General features: G+C 53.5%; 9 protein-coding genes. 1 reads left to right on the plus strand and 8 read right to left on the minus strand.

Annotation, left to right across the window (positions count from 1 at the left end; genetic code table 11):
• Positions 1-84: 84 nt before the first annotated feature.
• The 4 genes from ACYU8Y_RS24940 to ACYU8Y_RS24955 form a co-directional block, all read right to left on the minus strand.
• Positions 85-558: a Dps family protein gene (locus tag ACYU8Y_RS24940; RefSeq protein WP_460940878.1), complete on the minus strand. Its 474-nt coding sequence runs from the start codon at positions 556-558 to the stop codon at positions 85-87.
• A 139-nt stretch (positions 559-697) separates the two neighbouring features.
• Entirely contained in the window at positions 698-874 is a 177-nt protein-coding gene (locus ACYU8Y_RS24945; RefSeq protein WP_460940879.1) for a hypothetical protein, read from the minus strand.
• 44 nt (positions 875-918) lie between these two features.
• Positions 919-4794, minus strand: a complete 3876-nt coding sequence (locus ACYU8Y_RS24950) for a hydantoinase B/oxoprolinase family protein (RefSeq protein WP_460940880.1) — start codon at positions 4792-4794, stop codon at positions 919-921.
• Between the two features lie 3 nt (positions 4795-4797).
• Positions 4798-5550 carry a DeoR/GlpR family DNA-binding transcription regulator gene (locus ACYU8Y_RS24955; RefSeq protein ID WP_460940881.1) on the minus strand — a complete coding sequence of 251 codons (753 nt, stop codon included), beginning with the start codon at positions 5548-5550 and terminating at the stop codon, positions 4798-4800.
• A gap of 54 nt (positions 5551-5604) precedes the next feature.
• Here ACYU8Y_RS24955 and ACYU8Y_RS24960 point away from each other — a divergent pair, with 54 nt between their 5' ends.
• Complete coding sequence (locus tag ACYU8Y_RS24960; RefSeq protein ID WP_460940882.1) at positions 5605-6186, plus strand: NUDIX domain-containing protein; 582 nt, start codon at positions 5605-5607, stop codon at positions 6184-6186.
• Positions 6187-6373: 187 nt separating this feature from the next.
• On the opposite strand, the gene ACYU8Y_RS24965 is transcribed toward ACYU8Y_RS24960, so the two are convergent.
• The 4 genes from ACYU8Y_RS24965 to ACYU8Y_RS24980 form a co-directional block, all read right to left on the minus strand.
• Complete coding sequence (locus ACYU8Y_RS24965) at positions 6374-8890, minus strand: PIG-L family deacetylase (RefSeq protein WP_460940883.1); 2517 nt, start codon at positions 8888-8890, stop codon at positions 6374-6376.
• Between the two features lie 122 nt (positions 8891-9012).
• Entirely contained in the window at positions 9013-10443 is a 1431-nt protein-coding gene (locus ACYU8Y_RS24970) for a SusD/RagB family nutrient-binding outer membrane lipoprotein (protein ID WP_460940884.1), read from the minus strand.
• Between the two features lie 72 nt (positions 10444-10515).
• On the minus strand, positions 10516-13803 hold the full coding sequence (locus ACYU8Y_RS24975) for a SusC/RagA family TonB-linked outer membrane protein (RefSeq protein WP_460940885.1): 3288 nt from the start codon (positions 13801-13803) through the stop codon (positions 10516-10518).
• A 372-nt stretch (positions 13804-14175) separates the two neighbouring features.
• On the minus strand, positions 14176-17187 hold the full coding sequence (locus ACYU8Y_RS24980) for an amidohydrolase family protein (RefSeq protein ID WP_460940886.1): 3012 nt from the start codon (positions 17185-17187) through the stop codon (positions 14176-14178).
• Between the last annotated feature and the right edge of the window lie 59 nt (positions 17188-17246).

The raw sequence follows: 17246 nt of genomic DNA on the forward strand, positions 1-17246 counted from the left end.
GTTGTAATAAGGGATTGTGAACGATGAATGATGAATGTAGAGAAAACTCCTTACAATTCATCATTCATCATCCACAATTCATCCCTATGACAGGTATTTGCGCAGCATCCAGGCCATTGCTTCGTGGGCTTCCATCAGGCCCGTCAGGAAATCGGCGGTACCTGCGTCTTTCAGCTCTTCATCACATTTTTCTACGTCTTCGCGCAGTTCGCGCACAATTTGCTCATGGTCGGAGAGGAGATTTCTGAACATATCCGCGGTGTCTTTGGGCTTGCCGGCATCCTCTTTAAGGCTCGTGTTGTGGATGAATTCGGCCATCGTAGCCAGTGGTGTGCCTCCTAATTGGCGGATGCGTTCGGCTACTTCATCAATTTCGGCTTCAATGGCTTTGTACTGGGATTCGAAGAATTTATGGTACTCCATGAAATTCGGACCGGCAACATTCCAGTGGTATTTGCGGGTCTTGATGTACAATACGTGCAGGTCGGACAGGAAATCGTTTAAGAGTACATTGTCCTGTTTGAGGACGTCTTTTTCGAGGCCAATATTGGGTTGCATGATACTAACGTGAGTTTATGAGGTTGTGAATGGCACTGCGCCGTTCATAAAGGTTAACCCGTAAACAGACGGTTTGTTTCGCTGGTCTGTCAACCCGGCAGAGACACGCTCCACTCCGGTTCGCGACGAGCTGAACAGCTTACGTCGTTGCCCAGACATACCAGTTGGGGGCCGCTTGATACCAGCTTATGACCTGTCCGCAGTCGTTGTACACGGGCTGTTTTCCGGCTGTCGAATTCGCAAAGCCGTAGCCATTATCGAGGAACCCGTCTCTGGTAAAAGACAACGTACCATCCTCTAACTTGGTGAAACTCATAAAATCGGTTTCAATGAGCTGTTGCCTAAATGATGTGTGTTTTGTTAGCCATAGCTTTCCTGAGTAGCTTGATTCGCACCCCCGCCCCCCGGCGTTTCAATTCGGATACGCTCGCCCGCCTGCATGGCGCGCGTGAAAATACCCGGCAGATTTTCGGTCCGGCCGTCGGGATAAAGTAGCGTCTGTCGACCCGTTTGTCCCGCTTCGCCCCCGTTCAGGCCGTAGGGCTCCATAACCCGATGCTGACTTAGGAGGGTAGCCTGTACGGGTTCCAGAAACTCAATGTCGCGAACAAGGCCATCGCCCCCGCGCCACTGGCCATTCCCCCCGGAACCGGCACGGATGCTGAATTCATGGAGCCTTACCGGATAGCGACGCTCAAACTCTTCGGGATCGGTGAGTTTGGTGTTGGTCATGTGCTGGTGCACCGCCGAGCGACCATCGGCCCCAATTGTTGCGCCTGCGCCACCACCAATGGTTTCGTAGTAGCCGAAGGGATTGGGCGCCGTTGACTTGCCAAAGAGAAAATTATTCATGGTGCCCTGGCTACAGGCGGCTAATCCCAACGCCTTCAGCAGCGTATCGACCAGCCGTTGACTAACCTCCGTATTACCGCCCACCACGGCGGGGCAGTCCGACGGCGAGTCAGGAAAAATTGGATTCAGGAAAGAGGATTCCGGAAGAACCAGGTCGACGGGGGCCATTAGTCCTTCATTCAACGGAATATCCTTGTCGCACCAGAGCCGAAGTACGTAGAGCACAGCACTGTATAGGATCGAGATGTTAGCGTTGAGGTTATGGGGATGAACGCCCGAGGTTCCTGAAAAATCAACCGTAACCCGACCGTTGGCTACACGAATTTGTACACAAATGGTATGGCCGTCGTCTAGGGATTCCTGCGCCGTAAAGCGCTGCCCGTCCAGGGGTTGCAGCACGGACTGTATCGCGTCGCTGGCTGATTGTTTCAGCCGTGCCATGTACTGGTGTACGGTTGAGAGACCGTGTTGCCGGACCAATGCCCGAAGGGCTGTTTCGCCCGCGTTGAGCGAGGCTAGTGCGGCCTCAATATCGGCCTGGTTTTCGGCCAGGGCGCGGGTAGGGTAAGGAGCATCCGTAAAATGAGTAGATAAACCGGTAGTCATTTCGGTGCTTTTCCATAAAAACTCACCGGCTTTGACCACGTACATCGGCTCCAGTACCACACCTTCCTCAACCAGTGAAACGGCATCGGGCGGCATCGAACCCGGTACTTTGCCGCCGATTTCGGCATGGTGCGCGCGATTGATCACGTAACCGATCAACTGGGGTGATTGGCCCGGTTTCGGGTCCGTAAATACACCACTGAGCAGGGTTACATCGGGCAGGTGAGAACCACCGTATTTAGGGTGATTCGTGATGACTACGTCGCCTGGTTCGAGGGCTATCTTTTCCCGTACCAGCCGGGCGCAAACGCCCAGGCTTCCCAGGTGCACCGGAATATGGGGCGCATTGGCAACCAGTTCGGCGTTGGCATCGAGTAACGCGCAGGAGAAGTCGAGCCGCTCTTTAACATTCACCGAAAAGGCGGTTCGCTGAAGTTGAGCACCCATTTCTTCGGCAATGGCCCGGAAGCGCTGGGTAAATAATTCCAGTTGAATGACTTCATTCGCGGCTATTTCTCCGGGTTCTTCGACATCGGCAATGTAGTCGACAAGGGCGTTTCTATTGGCTTGCACAACCAGCCGCCAGCACCGTTCGATGAAGGCAGATGAGGTGGTATTGAGCAGCAGAGCCGGGCCCCGAAAGGTATCGCCTTCCTGCAACTGGGTCCAGTCGTAGGTTGGATAGGTTTCCCCAGTAAACTGCACCGACGCGCCATTCGGAACCGCGTGCCGATGGCTTACGGGTGTGCCGTTGGTCGGTCCTGTATCGGTTACGGTACTGACCAGCGCCCGGACGCTCTCGACTTCAATCGGGCGTGGTGACCCGCTGTTACTACCGGGAAAGTGGCCATATAGATGCTCGTATTGCTGTTCGAAATCAGCCGCCAGATGCTCACTGAACGGAACTTCGACCGTAGCTTCCTGACCCGCCAGCCGCAGGAACACCGATACTGATTTGACCTGGATAGTCGTTTCTGGACCAACATCCTGCCGGAGTGCCTGGGTGGCTGAGTCGATGAGGTGCTGGTGGATGCTGTCAAGGTCAGTCTCAAGAGCCGATAGCGGTTGCAGGACCGTCTGAGCTGCCATCCGCTCAATCTGCGCCTGCCCGATTCCATAGGCACTTAACAAGCCACCATCGAAAGGGAGAATGAGCCGCTCCATGCCTAATAACCGGGCAATGGCGCAGCCATGCAAACCACCGGCACCGCCAAACACCAGCAGGCTATAGTCTTTGGGATCGAACCCACGGGCTACCGAAATCTTCCGGATAGCACCGGTCATGGTCTCATTGGCAATATGTTCAAAGCCGCGCAGCAAGTCAAGCGGGGAAGCAGGCGTGCCTGTCGCGGCAATTTGCTGAACAATGGCTGCCAGAGCTTCCTGAGCTTTTGCCGGAAAAACAGGAATACCAAATTGTTTAGGGTCCAGTTTGCCCAGCAACAGATTTACGTCTGTGATGGTCAGTAGCGGTATCTCGCCCGGAACGCCCGCACCATAGCAGGCCGGGCCAGGATTGGCGCCTGCGCTTTGTGGGCCAACCCGTAATTGCGTTCCATCGAACCAGCAGATCGAGCCACCCCCGGCAGCAACGGTTTCGATGGCCAGGGAGGGCAGTTGTAAATCGAAGGGGCCAATTTTCGTTGAGAACCGATAATCTAGGCCGTCCTGAATTCGGGCCACATCGGTACTGGTTCCCCCCATGTCGAGGGTCAATGTACCCGATCGTCTCTGGCTGCCGGTGGTGGTACCTGCCGACAGCCAGAGACGATCGGATATGGCAGCCGCCCCGATAACACCCCCCGCTGGTCCGCTGAGTAAACTGTCTTTAGGCTGAAATAAATCGGCGCGCACTAGTCCCCCCGAACTGGTCATGATCCGGACCTGCTGGCCGGCTGCTGTATCTCCGCCAAGCTGGCTTTGTACATTGTCCAAATAAGCACGCATGACGGGCATCAGGTAAGCATCCACAACCGTAGTTTGCGTCCGGGACACGTACTGCGGAGTCGTTGACACACCGGTCGACAGGGTAATGTAGGGAAATCCGGCTGCGGTTAGCGCCTGCTGAAGCTGTCGTTCATGGACCGGATTCCGGTAAGCGTTCAGCAGAGAGATGGCTATTGCGTCGGGTTTGGTTTGGTGCAGGTGTTCGATCAGACGGGTGATGGTCTGATCAGCCAACGGCGTTATAACCTGACCGTCGGCCGCTACGCGCTCGGTTACTTCCCATACAGAGTCATACAGGACTTCAGCGGGTGGAATGGCCAGTTGGAAGAGATCAGGCCGTTGCTGCGTCCCGATCTTGAGAATATCGGCAAACCCTTTCGTCACGAGCAGGGCTACACGTCCCCCTTTTCGTTCGAGCAGGGCGTTGGTGCCTTTGGTCGTACCCAGGCGCATGGTCAAGGGCGGGAAGGGCTGATTCAGTGGGGTCTGCGTGAGCAAACGAGCGGCTAACACCGGGGCCTCTTCACCCGTAAACAACTCGATCGTCTGTAGCGCGGTGGTGCGGCCTTCCCATATCCTGTCTGTATGACACACCATCGTTCCATCCACACCCAACGATTTTATCGTGTGCCGTTCACCTGTCTCGACAACACGAAGCTGATAGCCATCGAAGATTGGAGCGGTGAGCCAGGGGGCTATCAGTTTGCCATTCAGGAGTTGTCCCCGTAGCCGACTGCTGCTTAGGACTTTGGCGCGGAGTAGGGTGCCGTTGGGGGCTTGGGCGATGCCATCGGTGAAGGTGCCGCCAGTGTCAATCCAGATTTGGTACATGGGTTAGTTAATCAGCATGATGCCTGCCTGCCGGTAAGCCGCCACAATCGCCGGCTTTGCTTCCGCATCGGTAATCAGCACATCGAATAAGCTTAGGGGCGCAAAATAGAGGTATTTGTCGGTTTCTAATTTCGAAGAGTCGCACAGCAGGTAAACTTTTTCCGTTTGCCGGGCTATGGCGGTAGCGGTGCTGGCTTCTTTCTCGCTATTGGCACTTAGCCCATGCTGAAGAGAAATGCCGTCTACGCCAATAAAAGCCCGATTAGCCCGGTAGCGGGCTATATGCTCTTCGGCCATGAGCCCATGAACGGCCTGCCGCTCTTTGTCTACTTCACCACCTACCAGATTGACGGTTACGTCCGAAGACATCAATTCGGCTACCACCGGCAATGAGTTGGTTACGACGGTAATGCGCTTATTCCTGATAAATTGACACAGCCGGAATACAGTGCTGCCGCAGTCCATAAAAATGACATCGCCCTCCTGAATTTCCTGAGCGGCCCGCTGACAGATATAATCTTTACGCTCGGCGTTTACGGCGGTTTTGTTGGCAAAGCGAAATTGATCGGTAGCGATGCTCACCTTCATGGCCCCGCCCCGTGTTCGGTAAAGCAGGCCCGAAGCAGCCAGTTGAACCAAATCGCGCCGAACGGTCATCTCGGAGGTTTGTAACAGTTCGGCCAACTCCCGCATATTAACGGACCCACGCTCATTGACCGTTTGCACAATTAGTTGCTTCCGATTTTGGAAATTCATAGACAATAAGGTTCTTTTGTTCAAAAATAAACAAAATCAAACATAAACAAACAAATGGCGGCTGAACGAGTGCAAATAACGGAAGAGAAGTTACTGTCTGACAACTGGTATGTTCTAAAGCGATTCACGTTCAATTACCTTGGTAAAAATGGCCGGTGGACAACCCAGCAACGGGAAGCCTATGACCGTGGGAACGGCGCTACTATTCTGCTCCATAACCCGGATACAGACACGGTTATCCTGACCCGCCAATTTCGGCTGCCAACCTTTGTAAATGGTAATCCCACGGGTATGCTTATTGAAGCCTGTGCCGGACTGCTCGATGATGAAGGCCCCGACGACGCCATCCGTCGGGAAACGGAAGAGGAAACCGGCTACCGGATTGAGTCGGTGCAGAAAGTGATGGAAGCTTACATGAGCCCCGGCTCGGTAACGGAAAAGCTGTTCTTCTACCTGGCGGAGTACTCGGCCGACACCGAACGTAATGCCGGGGGCGGCATCGACGAAGAAGAAATCGATATTCTGGAGTTACCCGTTAACCAGGCCTACGACATGGTCACGCGTGGCGAAATCATGGACGGCAAAACGATCATGCTGTTGCAACACCTGCGCTTGAAGCAGTTGAACCAGAATTGAGCGGTGGGTGATGTATATTTAGTGAGACGCGATATTAATTTGTTTGATATGGCCGTGGTGTCAGTTTCTTAAAACTGACATGTGCGGTTTCTTAAAACCGCCTTGATTCGCTTGACCGGTAGGTTTCGAGAAACCTTCCCTTGTCGGGTTTAAGAACCCGACACCACATTCGCAAACACCCTTACAACTATTTCCCCGCGGAAATCAGGTTGGCAAACAAGCGATAGGCACCGGGTACGCCAGCGGGTAGCTCGCGGAAGAATACCAGACCCGTATACATGAAATGCCCTTTACCATACTTGGCGTAAATCAGGCTGCCTTCTTTGGAGGCTTCATTCTGGTCGTGCGCGGAGAAGATGGGTTCATACGCTTTGTCCCAGTCACGGGCAAAATAGATACCCCGCTCCTGAATCCAGCCTGCGAAATCAGCTTCGGTGATCTTGTTGGGGTAGTTAAGTAAAGGATGCTTCGGGTTGATGAACGTCATGGGGGCGTCTTCTTCCGTCACGCGTTCGTTGACGACCGTAAACGGGTAGGGGCCTAACGGAGGGAGCTGGGCCTCATTGCGCAAAAACGAGTTAGTAGGTGTCACATACTGAACAACCATCGTGCCGCCATTTTTAACATACTCCATCAGTTTCGGCTGGTAACGGGCCATAGCACTGTTGGTGTTGTATGCCCGAACGCCCACCACAATGGCATCGTAGGCCGACAGGTTTCCGTTTAGTTCGGTTGGACCAAGGATGTTGACCCGGCACCCCATTTGTTGTAATGCCGCCGGCACTTCATCGCCCGCGCCAACGATGTAGCCTATGTTTTTGGCGGTCACTTTCACATCTAGCTTGACAAGTTTAGCCTCGGCCTGCGGAAACAGTGTCTGGGTCGGAATATGTTTGTAGGCAATTACCCGTAAGCCCGTCGTAAACGTGCCATCGGTGGTTGTCATTACAGCCTGCAGCTTTCCATTTTGAGCTTTGTCGCTCGGAATCAGCCGGAACGTCAGCCGCTGTTCATCCCCTTTGTTTTTTAAGTCGAAGGGCTGCGATGCCGGTTCAATCCGCCAGCCCGTTGGCACATCGATCCGTAAGGTACCGGCCACATTGGCGCGCCCTGCTTTCAGGACCACCTCCGTTGTTTTTGGGGTATTGTCGGCAAAGGTGTAAACGCGCTCGGCCAGGTTGGCCGTAACGGCGGGTTGAATGATAAACGGCCGGTAAATCTCGCCATCCACCGGATCGGTCGATTTGTACACAACCGGGCGACTGAACGTAAAGCGCTGGCCGCTGATGTCAAAGGTGTAACTTGTCGTTAGGGCCGCCGGGTTTTCGGGTAGGCCAATAAGTTGCTGATTATCTACCTGAAACAAGCCTTTATCGATTGGTTTTTCGAGCCAGTAGGGTTGGGAGATTTTTGCGGTTTTCGGAATCGTTACGCTCGTTGGCAGCAGCACAACGTCGTTCGGCTTGAGGGCCAGGTTGAGCGTACTGTCTTTCCCGGTCGAGTACTGGATGCGGACCAACGAAACGGGCGAATCGGTACGGTTGACGATATTGGTCGTTAGCCTGATGGTTTCGCCGGGCGTGGCGGCATAATCGGTCGGGTTGGTTTCAAACCATAGACCGAGGCACTGCCGGATCAGCATTTCGACTTCCTGCCGCTTGGCTTTTACATAAATATTGGTCGTGTCCAGTTTGCCAATGGCTCCGTACAGTTGCACCAAGGCGGGTACCAGGGCGGCTGGCTGATCGGGCTTGAACTGGCTGATGGCCTGATTCACCTGGGCCTGAACGGCATCGCTGTTCGGCACCCGTTTCCAGGTCATGTCGATGCCCTCCATAGGATCTTTCTGAACGGGGTCACCGCCTTTCAGCAACAGATAGTCAATTTTGGCACCCCGGTTAGGCGCTACACCAAAGCCCTGACTTTTGTGCTGGCTACGGCTTTCGGAGGCAATTTCGCCGTAGGACCGGCCCAAAAGCGGATTGAACAAGCCGGTTTCGATACCGATCAGGTTGCCAGCTTCTTCGGGTTTTTTATTACTTAAAAACGCACCGGGAATAAACATATTCCACATGATGCGTTTGGCCTGCCACGGTTTCACATAGGCCAGTTGCTCCGGAAATTTAGTGGGATCGCTCGAAATCTTAAAGGCTTCTTCGGCCAGAAATCCCGACGCGCTATGGTGTCCGTGACCCGCGCGGGCATCGGGCGGAAAGCGCGTCATAATCACGTCGGGCTGGTATTTACGGATCATCCAGACCACGTCGGCCAGTACCTTATCCTGCCCCCAGGTACGGACGGCTTCGGTCGTTTGTTTCGAGAAACCGAAGTCATACGCCCGGCTGAAAAACTGATCCGGCCCATCGACGCGTCGCGCTGCCAGCAGTTCCTGTGTTCGGATCACACCAATATTTTCGCCTTGTTCGGGCCCAATAAGATTCTGGCCGCCATCGCCCCGGGTCAGGGATAAATAGCCGGTTCGCACCAGTCGCTCTTTGGCCAGATAAGACAATAGCAAGGTGTTTTCGTCGTCGGGGTGAGCGGCTATGTACAGCACAGAGCCCAGCACATTCAATTTCTTGAGATTTGACAGAATCTCGCCCGGTGGGGCTGGTTTTAGGGGACCATAGGGGACTTGAGCGAAAGGGGAGTGCGTGAGCAGGCTGCCAAGCAGCAGTATAAGCAGTGATTTCTTGAGCGACACAGGCAGGAGACAGATTATAGGGGTATTGGGCAAATTTACGATTAAAGTTTAAGGTAAAAAGAGGAAAAGGCTACCTAAAAAGAGGTAGCCTTTTAACCCACGTTACCTAACAACTAAACGAATTACTGGAAGATGGGTATTTTCTGGAACTGATCCGGTAGCGGCTTGGGTACATTGGGATTGGTATTGACTTCACCCTGTGGGTAAATGAACCGCTCTGGTTTCTTACTGCCGCTATACAGTGGAATGGGCAACTGAACGACAGGCGTCGCCTTTTCCAGCCGACGAACATCATTGTAGGCTTCGTACTGCATGAGTAAATAAATATACCGTTGCGTGATGATCTCATACAACAGAGCGAGTTGCGTGGTGGCCGCTTTGGTTGGGTTGGCCAGGCCGGTAGGGCTGAAGTCGCCCAGCTCATAGGCGTCGTACTGACGACCGGTAGCCGACAGCGTTTTGCCATTGAACGTGCCGCTCGCCAGCCCACTTCGAAAGAGATTCAGGGCTGCCAGGGCTTTGGCCGTATCGCCCAGTCGCGCCTGGGATTCGGCTATGATGAGCTGGTTTTCGTAATACGTGATAATCGGGTGGGGTGCATTGGCCGTAAAGGCCCCATCGACGACATTCGGGTCCAGCGTGCCCGCCGAAACGACGCCTACCTTAAAGTAGTGGTTATACAGGGCGGTCTCGTTTGTTTTTGTGTTGGCCGATTTAATACGTGACTGCATGAGCGTTGGCAGGTAAGCCCCATCGAAACCTGTATCGCCCGGCCGATTGACCCGGAAGAAATCATAATTCTGATTATAGTCGATTCCCTGGCTCGTTCCGTGCGGAGCCAGCGCATCGCCGGCGCTGCTGCTGATACCCAACGCAGCACTTTCAATGGCTTTGGCATAGTTGCCCGTGTGCAAATAGAGCCGGGCTTTCAGGGTGTAGGCCGCAGCTTTCCATTTGACTACATTTCCGCCGTAAATAAAGTCCTGCCCGGCAAAGGCCAGGCCACTCGGGGCCGACAGGTTCTGAATCGCGTTGTCGAGCGTTGTCTGGAGTGCGGTATAGACATCGGCCTGCTTATCGAACACCGGGGTGGGGTACTTGACATCATCAAAAGCCTGGCTATAGGGTACGTCGCCGTAGAGCGCCGTTGCTTTGGCAATGACCAGTGCCTCCAGCACCTGCCCAACGCCCTTCGTCCACTTATCGCCCACGCCATCGGCTTTGGTCTGAATCAGCCGCGCCTGGCTGGCAACGGGGTAAAGCGGGCTCCAGGAAAAATTCTGGGCCGAAACGATGTATTCGGCATACCCCTGGTGCTGGCGGCTGAGGCCATTGAGCTGCCCGGCCCAGATGGCACTGATCCTGACGTCGGTATCTTCGTGCAATATCGTTACACCCACCAGGGTGCCGGATAGCAGCGTCGGAATGTCAACATCCGTAACGGCATTGGGATTGCTCTGGATGTTCTTGTCATCGAACAGGTCACTGCAACTGCTGAATAGTGTAAGCGCCAGCAGCGATAACGTAAGTTTATGTGCGAATGATTTTTTCATGGATATAATGAGTTTACGCTCACGGTTTTTGGGGTACGACGGACCACTGTCTGCCAAAAGCCGAAACCGGTTTTAGTACGTGATTCTCAGCGAAAACAGCAGTGATTTGGTGTTTGGGTTGGTGAACCAGTCCTGTCCGCGCGAGAGACCGGCACCTGTAATGTTCACCTCAGGATCAGTGCCCGTATAATTCGTCCACAAGAGGAGATTACGGCCTGTCAGGCTAAAGTCGACATTTGAGAGATGCGTTACACGACGGAAGCCCTCGCTGCGCAGGCTGTAGGTCAGCGTCACTTCCCGCAGGCGGGTCGAACTGCCGTCTTCAATAAACTGCTTGTACGAAGCTGAATTGAAGGACGTGCCCCGACCCTGATACCAGGCCTGATTCAGGGCTACCGGACCCGCACCGAAGTCTTTTATCTGCCCCTGAAACGATGTCCCTGCGGCAATGGTGTTGCCGTTGACATCTTTGATGCCACCGGCCGGAGCAACGGCAGTGCCCCCCTGATCGGCATGAACCCCGAAGCTGTATAAAGCGCCCCGTGTTCCGTTGTAGAAATCGTTGCCAGCTACCCGGTCGAACAGCACCGAGAGTGATAGGCCTTTGAACGAGAAGGTGCTACCCAGGCCGCCCCGCCATTGCGGGTTTGGGTTACCGATGATTTCGTTGCCCGTGCCGCCCTGCGGAAATCCATTGGCATCGAGCTTATACCTGCCTGACTCATCCTTCAGAAAGTCGGTTGAATAGAATACGCCAAAGGGCTGGCCTTCAATCAAGGACGCATTTTGCTGATAACTGTCGGGCAGCGTTTGAGCGGCTGCGCCCGCCAGGGAAACAACTTTATTGCGGTTCAGGGAGAAATTGGCCGACAGATTCCATTTGAAGTCACCCAGGGTCAGGACATCGGCACCGGCTTCAAACTCAAGCCCTTTGTTCGAGAGCTTGGCCGCATTGACATTGCGGATGCTATAGCCAGTTTCATTCGGTACGTTCAGCGATAGAATGACGTCTTCGGTCGAGTTGCTGTAGGCGGTTGCGGAGAAGTTGATACGGTTATTCAGGAAGCGAAGGTCGACCCCAACTTCAGCCTCTGTTTTCCGTTCAGGCCGCAGAAAATCGTTGCCCGCCGTGGTACTGCGAACGTAGCCTCCGCCATACAGGGCACTAGCTGACTTCAGGCCACCAGCGAAGGCATCGGTATAAGCAGCGGGGGAGAACGTGGTAAAGTTTTGGTACGGCTGGGGCTGAATCCCCACCTGACCCCAGGTCAACCGCAGTTTACCAAAACTAAGCACCGGACTGCTTTCCAGTCCTTTTAATTTCGTGAATTGCCAGGCTAGCGCGGCAGACGGGAAGAAGAAACTACTGTTGGTTTTGGAGCCAAACGTCGACGCGCTCTCCGTTCGTCCGGTCAAGGTCAGAAACAGCATGTTATACGCCTGTACCTCAGCCTGGCCGTAATATGCATACGTACGGATCAGCGAGTTGTAATTGCTCATCGAACTGTTCGAGTTCAGCGCGTTACTCAGGATATCCGGTGCATTCGGAACGATCAGATTCGTAATCTGATCGCTGATGTACTCTTTTCGGCGGCTGTTGTAGTTGACGCCTACCAGAACGGAGCCGCTGAAATCATTGCTGAATGTTTTGCTGGCATTGGCAAACACATCCGTGTTGAATTGTTTTTCCGTGATCCAGTTTTTAGACAACAGCCCTGTTCCGTAGGAGCCGGAGTTGCGGGCAAACCGCTCAAGGCGATAGTCCGTAAAGTTATCGATACCTGTGCGTCCAGTGATGCTCAACCACGATGTCGGCGTGATGCCCAGCTCGGCGGTGCCGGTGATGCGGTCAACATCGGTCGTATTTCTGTTGTTGTTGATGTTCCAGATTGGGTTCGCGTAAATTGTGTTCTGATCGACGCCCAACGGGTTCCGGAACGATACGTGGGCATCGTTGAAGGTCTGTCCGGCCTTGTTGGTGTAAATGCCGGTGTAATACTCATTGTTGAAATCACCCGGTGTCCGGAAACCGCCCAGAATAATACCGTCCAGGTTATCGCCTTGCTGAACCCTTGACGAGTAGCTCTTCGTGTAGCCAACGTTGGCCGATGCACGGAACCACTCCGTAAACTGGCTGGCTGCGTTGAAGCGAACGGTATTGCGCTGGTAAGTGCTGAACTGCTTCACAACACCTTCCTGATTCAGGTTGGAGTAACTAAGCAGGAAGTTGCTCCGGGCATTGCCGCCACTAAAGTTGATACTGTTATCCGTAAAGTGACCCGTCTGAAATACGTCTTTGGTATGGTCGTACGTGTCACGGGAGTTTTTTCCTCCGTGGGGATTGGCCGCCGTACCCGCGGCTATGGCGTACCGTTTGGTGCCGTCCGGAAACGTCACAAAGCCCTGGTAGCCTGCTGCGCTGGGGTCCGTAATGTACGTATCCGGCCCGCCGGAACGAGCTGAGATGAGATCGCCAAACGTATTCCGGCTGCCTTGCTGAAAGAGACCTCCTGTCCCCTGTCCGTAGTTGGTCTGCAGCTTATGATTCTTGTTGACTCTGTCGAACGAAACGGTCGATTTAAAGGTGATGTTCACCTTGCCTTTCGTGTCTTTCCCTTTTTTGGTTGTAATGACAATAACGCCATTGGCAGCCCGTGTGCCCCACAGGGCGGCTGCCGAAGCACCTTTCAGCACTTCCATACTTTCGATATCATCGGGGTTGATATCGTTGACGCGTGATTGCTGAACGATACTGTTGCCCGCTGCCGACCCATTGTTGTCGCTGGAGTTGCTGATGGGAATCCCGTCGACGATAAACAGGGGTTGCGCATTGCCATTGATCGTGTTCTGGCCACGAATCTGAATATAGGCACCTGCTCCCGGATCGCCCCCATTGCGGGTGATAACTACACCGGATGCTTTGCCACTCAACCCGGTCAGTAAGCTTGTTTCGCCCGAACGGGCAATGTTTTTGCCGCTTACGGTCGAGACCGACGAGGCAAATTTATCGCGTTCCTCTTTGAGTCCAAGTGCCGTGATGACAACCTCGTTTAATTGCTTGGTGTCCGTTTTGAGCAGAACGTTGATGACTGTTCGCTCGCCAATAACCTCTTCGACTGTCTGCATACCGACCGCTGAGATGACCAGGGTCGTGCCCGAAGCCGGTACGATTAATGAGTATTCTCCTTTTACGTCCGTTACTGTACCAATGGTTGTGCCTTTTACCACCACAGTAGCACCGGCAAAGCCTCCTATGCCTTCATCGGCGGTAACGGTGCCGCTTACCTTTCGGCCCTGTGCCCACGCGCCAGAGCAACCCAAGCTAACCAAAAGCAGGCTCATGAGTAATGATCTCATCATAAGTTTAAGTATGTTAAGAAATGGATTAAAATGTTCTGTATAGGAATACAGGATGTCAAATTGTAGAATATAATTTTGATAATAATATAGTATGTAGAATATTATTTTATAAATACAATAGATAGAAGAATTATTTATATTTAAGTAGATGTGCCTCTATTATGTTGAGTATTTCTACGTTAAACGAGTGAAACTCTTTTAGTATAATTAAGTGACAAAAGGCTGTTAATCAACCAGGGAGGGCTAACGCATCGGGCTAAGATTTGTCAAACTGGTGGTAGTAAAAACGGGTGGTCTGCCCTAGACTGACTTACACGTAAGTCAGTCTAGGGCAGACCACCCGCTTAAGTAAGGGCAGTAAGAACTGTTTTGTCAGGGACGCGTTAGTAAGCGGTCTATCGGCAATACCTCGCCATTACGAATGACCTGCTCAACGTTCAGTACATCGCGGATATTGGTTAACGGATCACCGCCGACAATCACCAGATCGGCCAGTTTGCCCGGCTCTATGGACCCTAAATCGTTGCTGACACCAACCGTTTCGGCTGCCCAGAGCGTAGCCGACCGTAACGCCTGATACGGGCTGAGACCTGCGTCGACGAAGACCTGCAACTCGGTATGCAGACTCATGCCGTAGGGGATAAAGGGACTGTCGGTGCCGATTGTGACGTGGGCACCGGCGTCGACTAGGGCTTTGACTCCTTTCTCAAGGTTTCCGAAATTGCTCAGGTAACCGGGACTCAATTTGGCGTACTGAGCCGATCCTGCCAACAGGGCATTGGTATACTCTTCGGAGTAAAAGGCCTTGTACTGCCGGTTTTCCAGCAGGTTCGGGTCTTTGGTGGTCAGCACCGAAAAGCCGCCCTGTAAGGAGGCCGTTGGCGTAATATTCATCCCTGACTTGGCCAGCAGCTGAATCACATCCTGGTAACTGCGGTTCATGGCCGTTATTTTGGGCGAGTAGCCCCGCCGACTCGTGCCGCCAATGTGCTCAACGGCATCGACATCGTAGCGCATGGCCGGGAAAATTTCGTGGGACGAAACGGGCAATCCGTGGGCGTGAGCAAAAGCCGTGATCCGTTGTTGCATGGCATCCGGCATCCGAACGTAGGTCTTGATCAGGTCGTAACCCAGCCGGACCGAGCGGTTAAGTTCGCGGTCTAATTGTTCATCGGAGTTGATGCTGGTAGCTGCTCCGTAGTAAATACGGGTCCCATCCGTCAGTCCGCCCGTAAAAAACTGGCGTGGGCCGGGTCGGGTGCCACTCGCCCAGGCTTCTTTGCGTTCAAGGGCATCGTACGGATCAGCACCAGGCTCGCGAATGGACGTAATGCCGAAAGACAACCACAACCGCCCGATCTTCTCGCCAACCATCGAGTGCTGGTGTGTATGCATCTCGAACAAACCAGGAATAACCGTTTTGGTCGAAGCATCGATGAGCGTACCGGGGCGACCAGCCTGATGAGGCAGAATGGCCTTGATCCGGTGACCATCAATCAAAATGTCAACGTTAGTGCGGTAGGTGTTCGCTCTGCCATCGAATAGCCGTCCGGCATGCACTACCACGGCTCCGGTTGGCTGGCTACTTTTCCAGGACAGGTCCATCGGGTGGGTTTCAACGTGTCCATCGGCCAGATAAATCTGCTTGAACACGTCGGTAGCCAGAAAAAGCAGGCTTTTTGAATCACCGGTCCAGGTAGGGGTTTCAGCCTGTTCGGTCGTGAGCTGCCGGGGCGTTCCGCTGATGCTGCCATCGGGTTTCACATCCGTTACCCAGAGCAAGCCATCCAGTACATACGCCATTTTTGACCCATCGGGCGACCAGACGGGGCCGTTCTGACCCCTGGTGGCCAGGCTATGCGCAGGGGCAGGCGTTACGTAGCGATCGTTTTTGCCGTCGAACGAAATAAGCAATACTTCGCTGACCCCTTCCCGGTAACGCGACGAATAGGGGTGAAGCGCCGAGACGGCAATGGTCTTGCCATCGGGCGACCAGCTTGGCTGACTCGGTACAAAAATCGACTCGTGGATTTTGCGCGTTTTTGGGGCTGTAATGTCCGCCGTGTACGTGACATCGGCTACGTAGAGCGTACTGTGCCCCCAGGCGTTGCGGGGATCGCTTTGGTAGAATGCAATTTTGCTGCCATCCGGCGACCAGGTCGGGTAGTGAAGATCGGCGGCCATATCGACCAGGTTTCGATCCTGACCAGTTTTCAAATCCCTAATCCAGACATCCATATTCCCGTTTCGATCCGATACATAAGCCAGTTTGGTCCCGTCTGGCGACCAGGTCGGTTCCAGTTCCATTGTCGCTCCCTGCGTCAGGCGTTCCGGTATTTTTGTTCCCCTGGTCAGTAGCCACAGATCGCCCAATGCGGCAAACGCAATCTGCTTTCCGTCGGGTGATATGGCCGTTCCTTTGATGCCCCGAACGGGTTGTGGTTTCTGGCTATCGAAATCATATACTTTACGTTTGTAGCTGGTTCGGGGCAGTGCGATCTTCGCCTGAAAGGAAATAGTCTGGTCGGTCTTGCTACCGATTTTTCGCCGTTTCAAAAGCCCGTTGGCTGTGTACAGGTACTCATCTGCCGAAAACCAGCTAACCCGAAACGGAAATACATCGTCGCTAATGTCGGTCAGTATCTGTGCTTTACTATCTGTCAGGGCCACCGTTGCCAGACCGCTCTGCGTGTTGTTGAGGATGTTGTAAAACAGGCGCGAACCATCGGGCTGCCAGCTAACGCCGGCAAGTTTACCCAGCGCGGGGGTAACCAGTTTTTCCGTCGTGCCGGGTGTTATCACGTATACTCCGGGCGCATCGCTACGATCGGAGATAAAGGCAACCTGTTTGCCATCGGGCGAAAACGCCGGGTTGAAATCATTACCTGAATCGTGCGTCAACTGGGTTATTTTGCCATCGGCCAGGTTAAGTAACCAAATATCGTAGTTGCCGCTTCGATCGGATGAGAATACCAATTGCTTTCCATCCGGCGACCAGTGCGGTTCGCGGTCGTCATAGACGCCAGTCGTTAGTTGCCGGGGTTTGCCGCCCGTTGCCACCACACTCCATAGATGATACCGCCCATCCCAGAATGAATGAAAAGCGATCTGTTTTCCATCGGGCGACCAGCTTGGCTGGCGACAGTCGCCGAGTGCGTCGGTAATTGGTCTGGCTACGCCACCCAGAGCGGGAACGAGCCATAGTGTGCCCTGCAAGTCAATAACGATCTGGCTTTTATCGGGCGAAAGATCGGCCGCCATGTTGGTGCCTTCCGTAATCGTTACCCGAATTGAGTCGGCTTTCCCAACCTGCGCTCGTGCAAATGAAAGAAATGAAAAAAAACTGATAGTTAATATTGATAGAGACCGAAGAAGGCGAATCATAATTAGGTAAAAGAGGTAATAATTATTATATAATAGCTTTCAATACAATTAAAGCCAAA

This window comes from Spirosoma humi, from assembly GCF_054776575.1.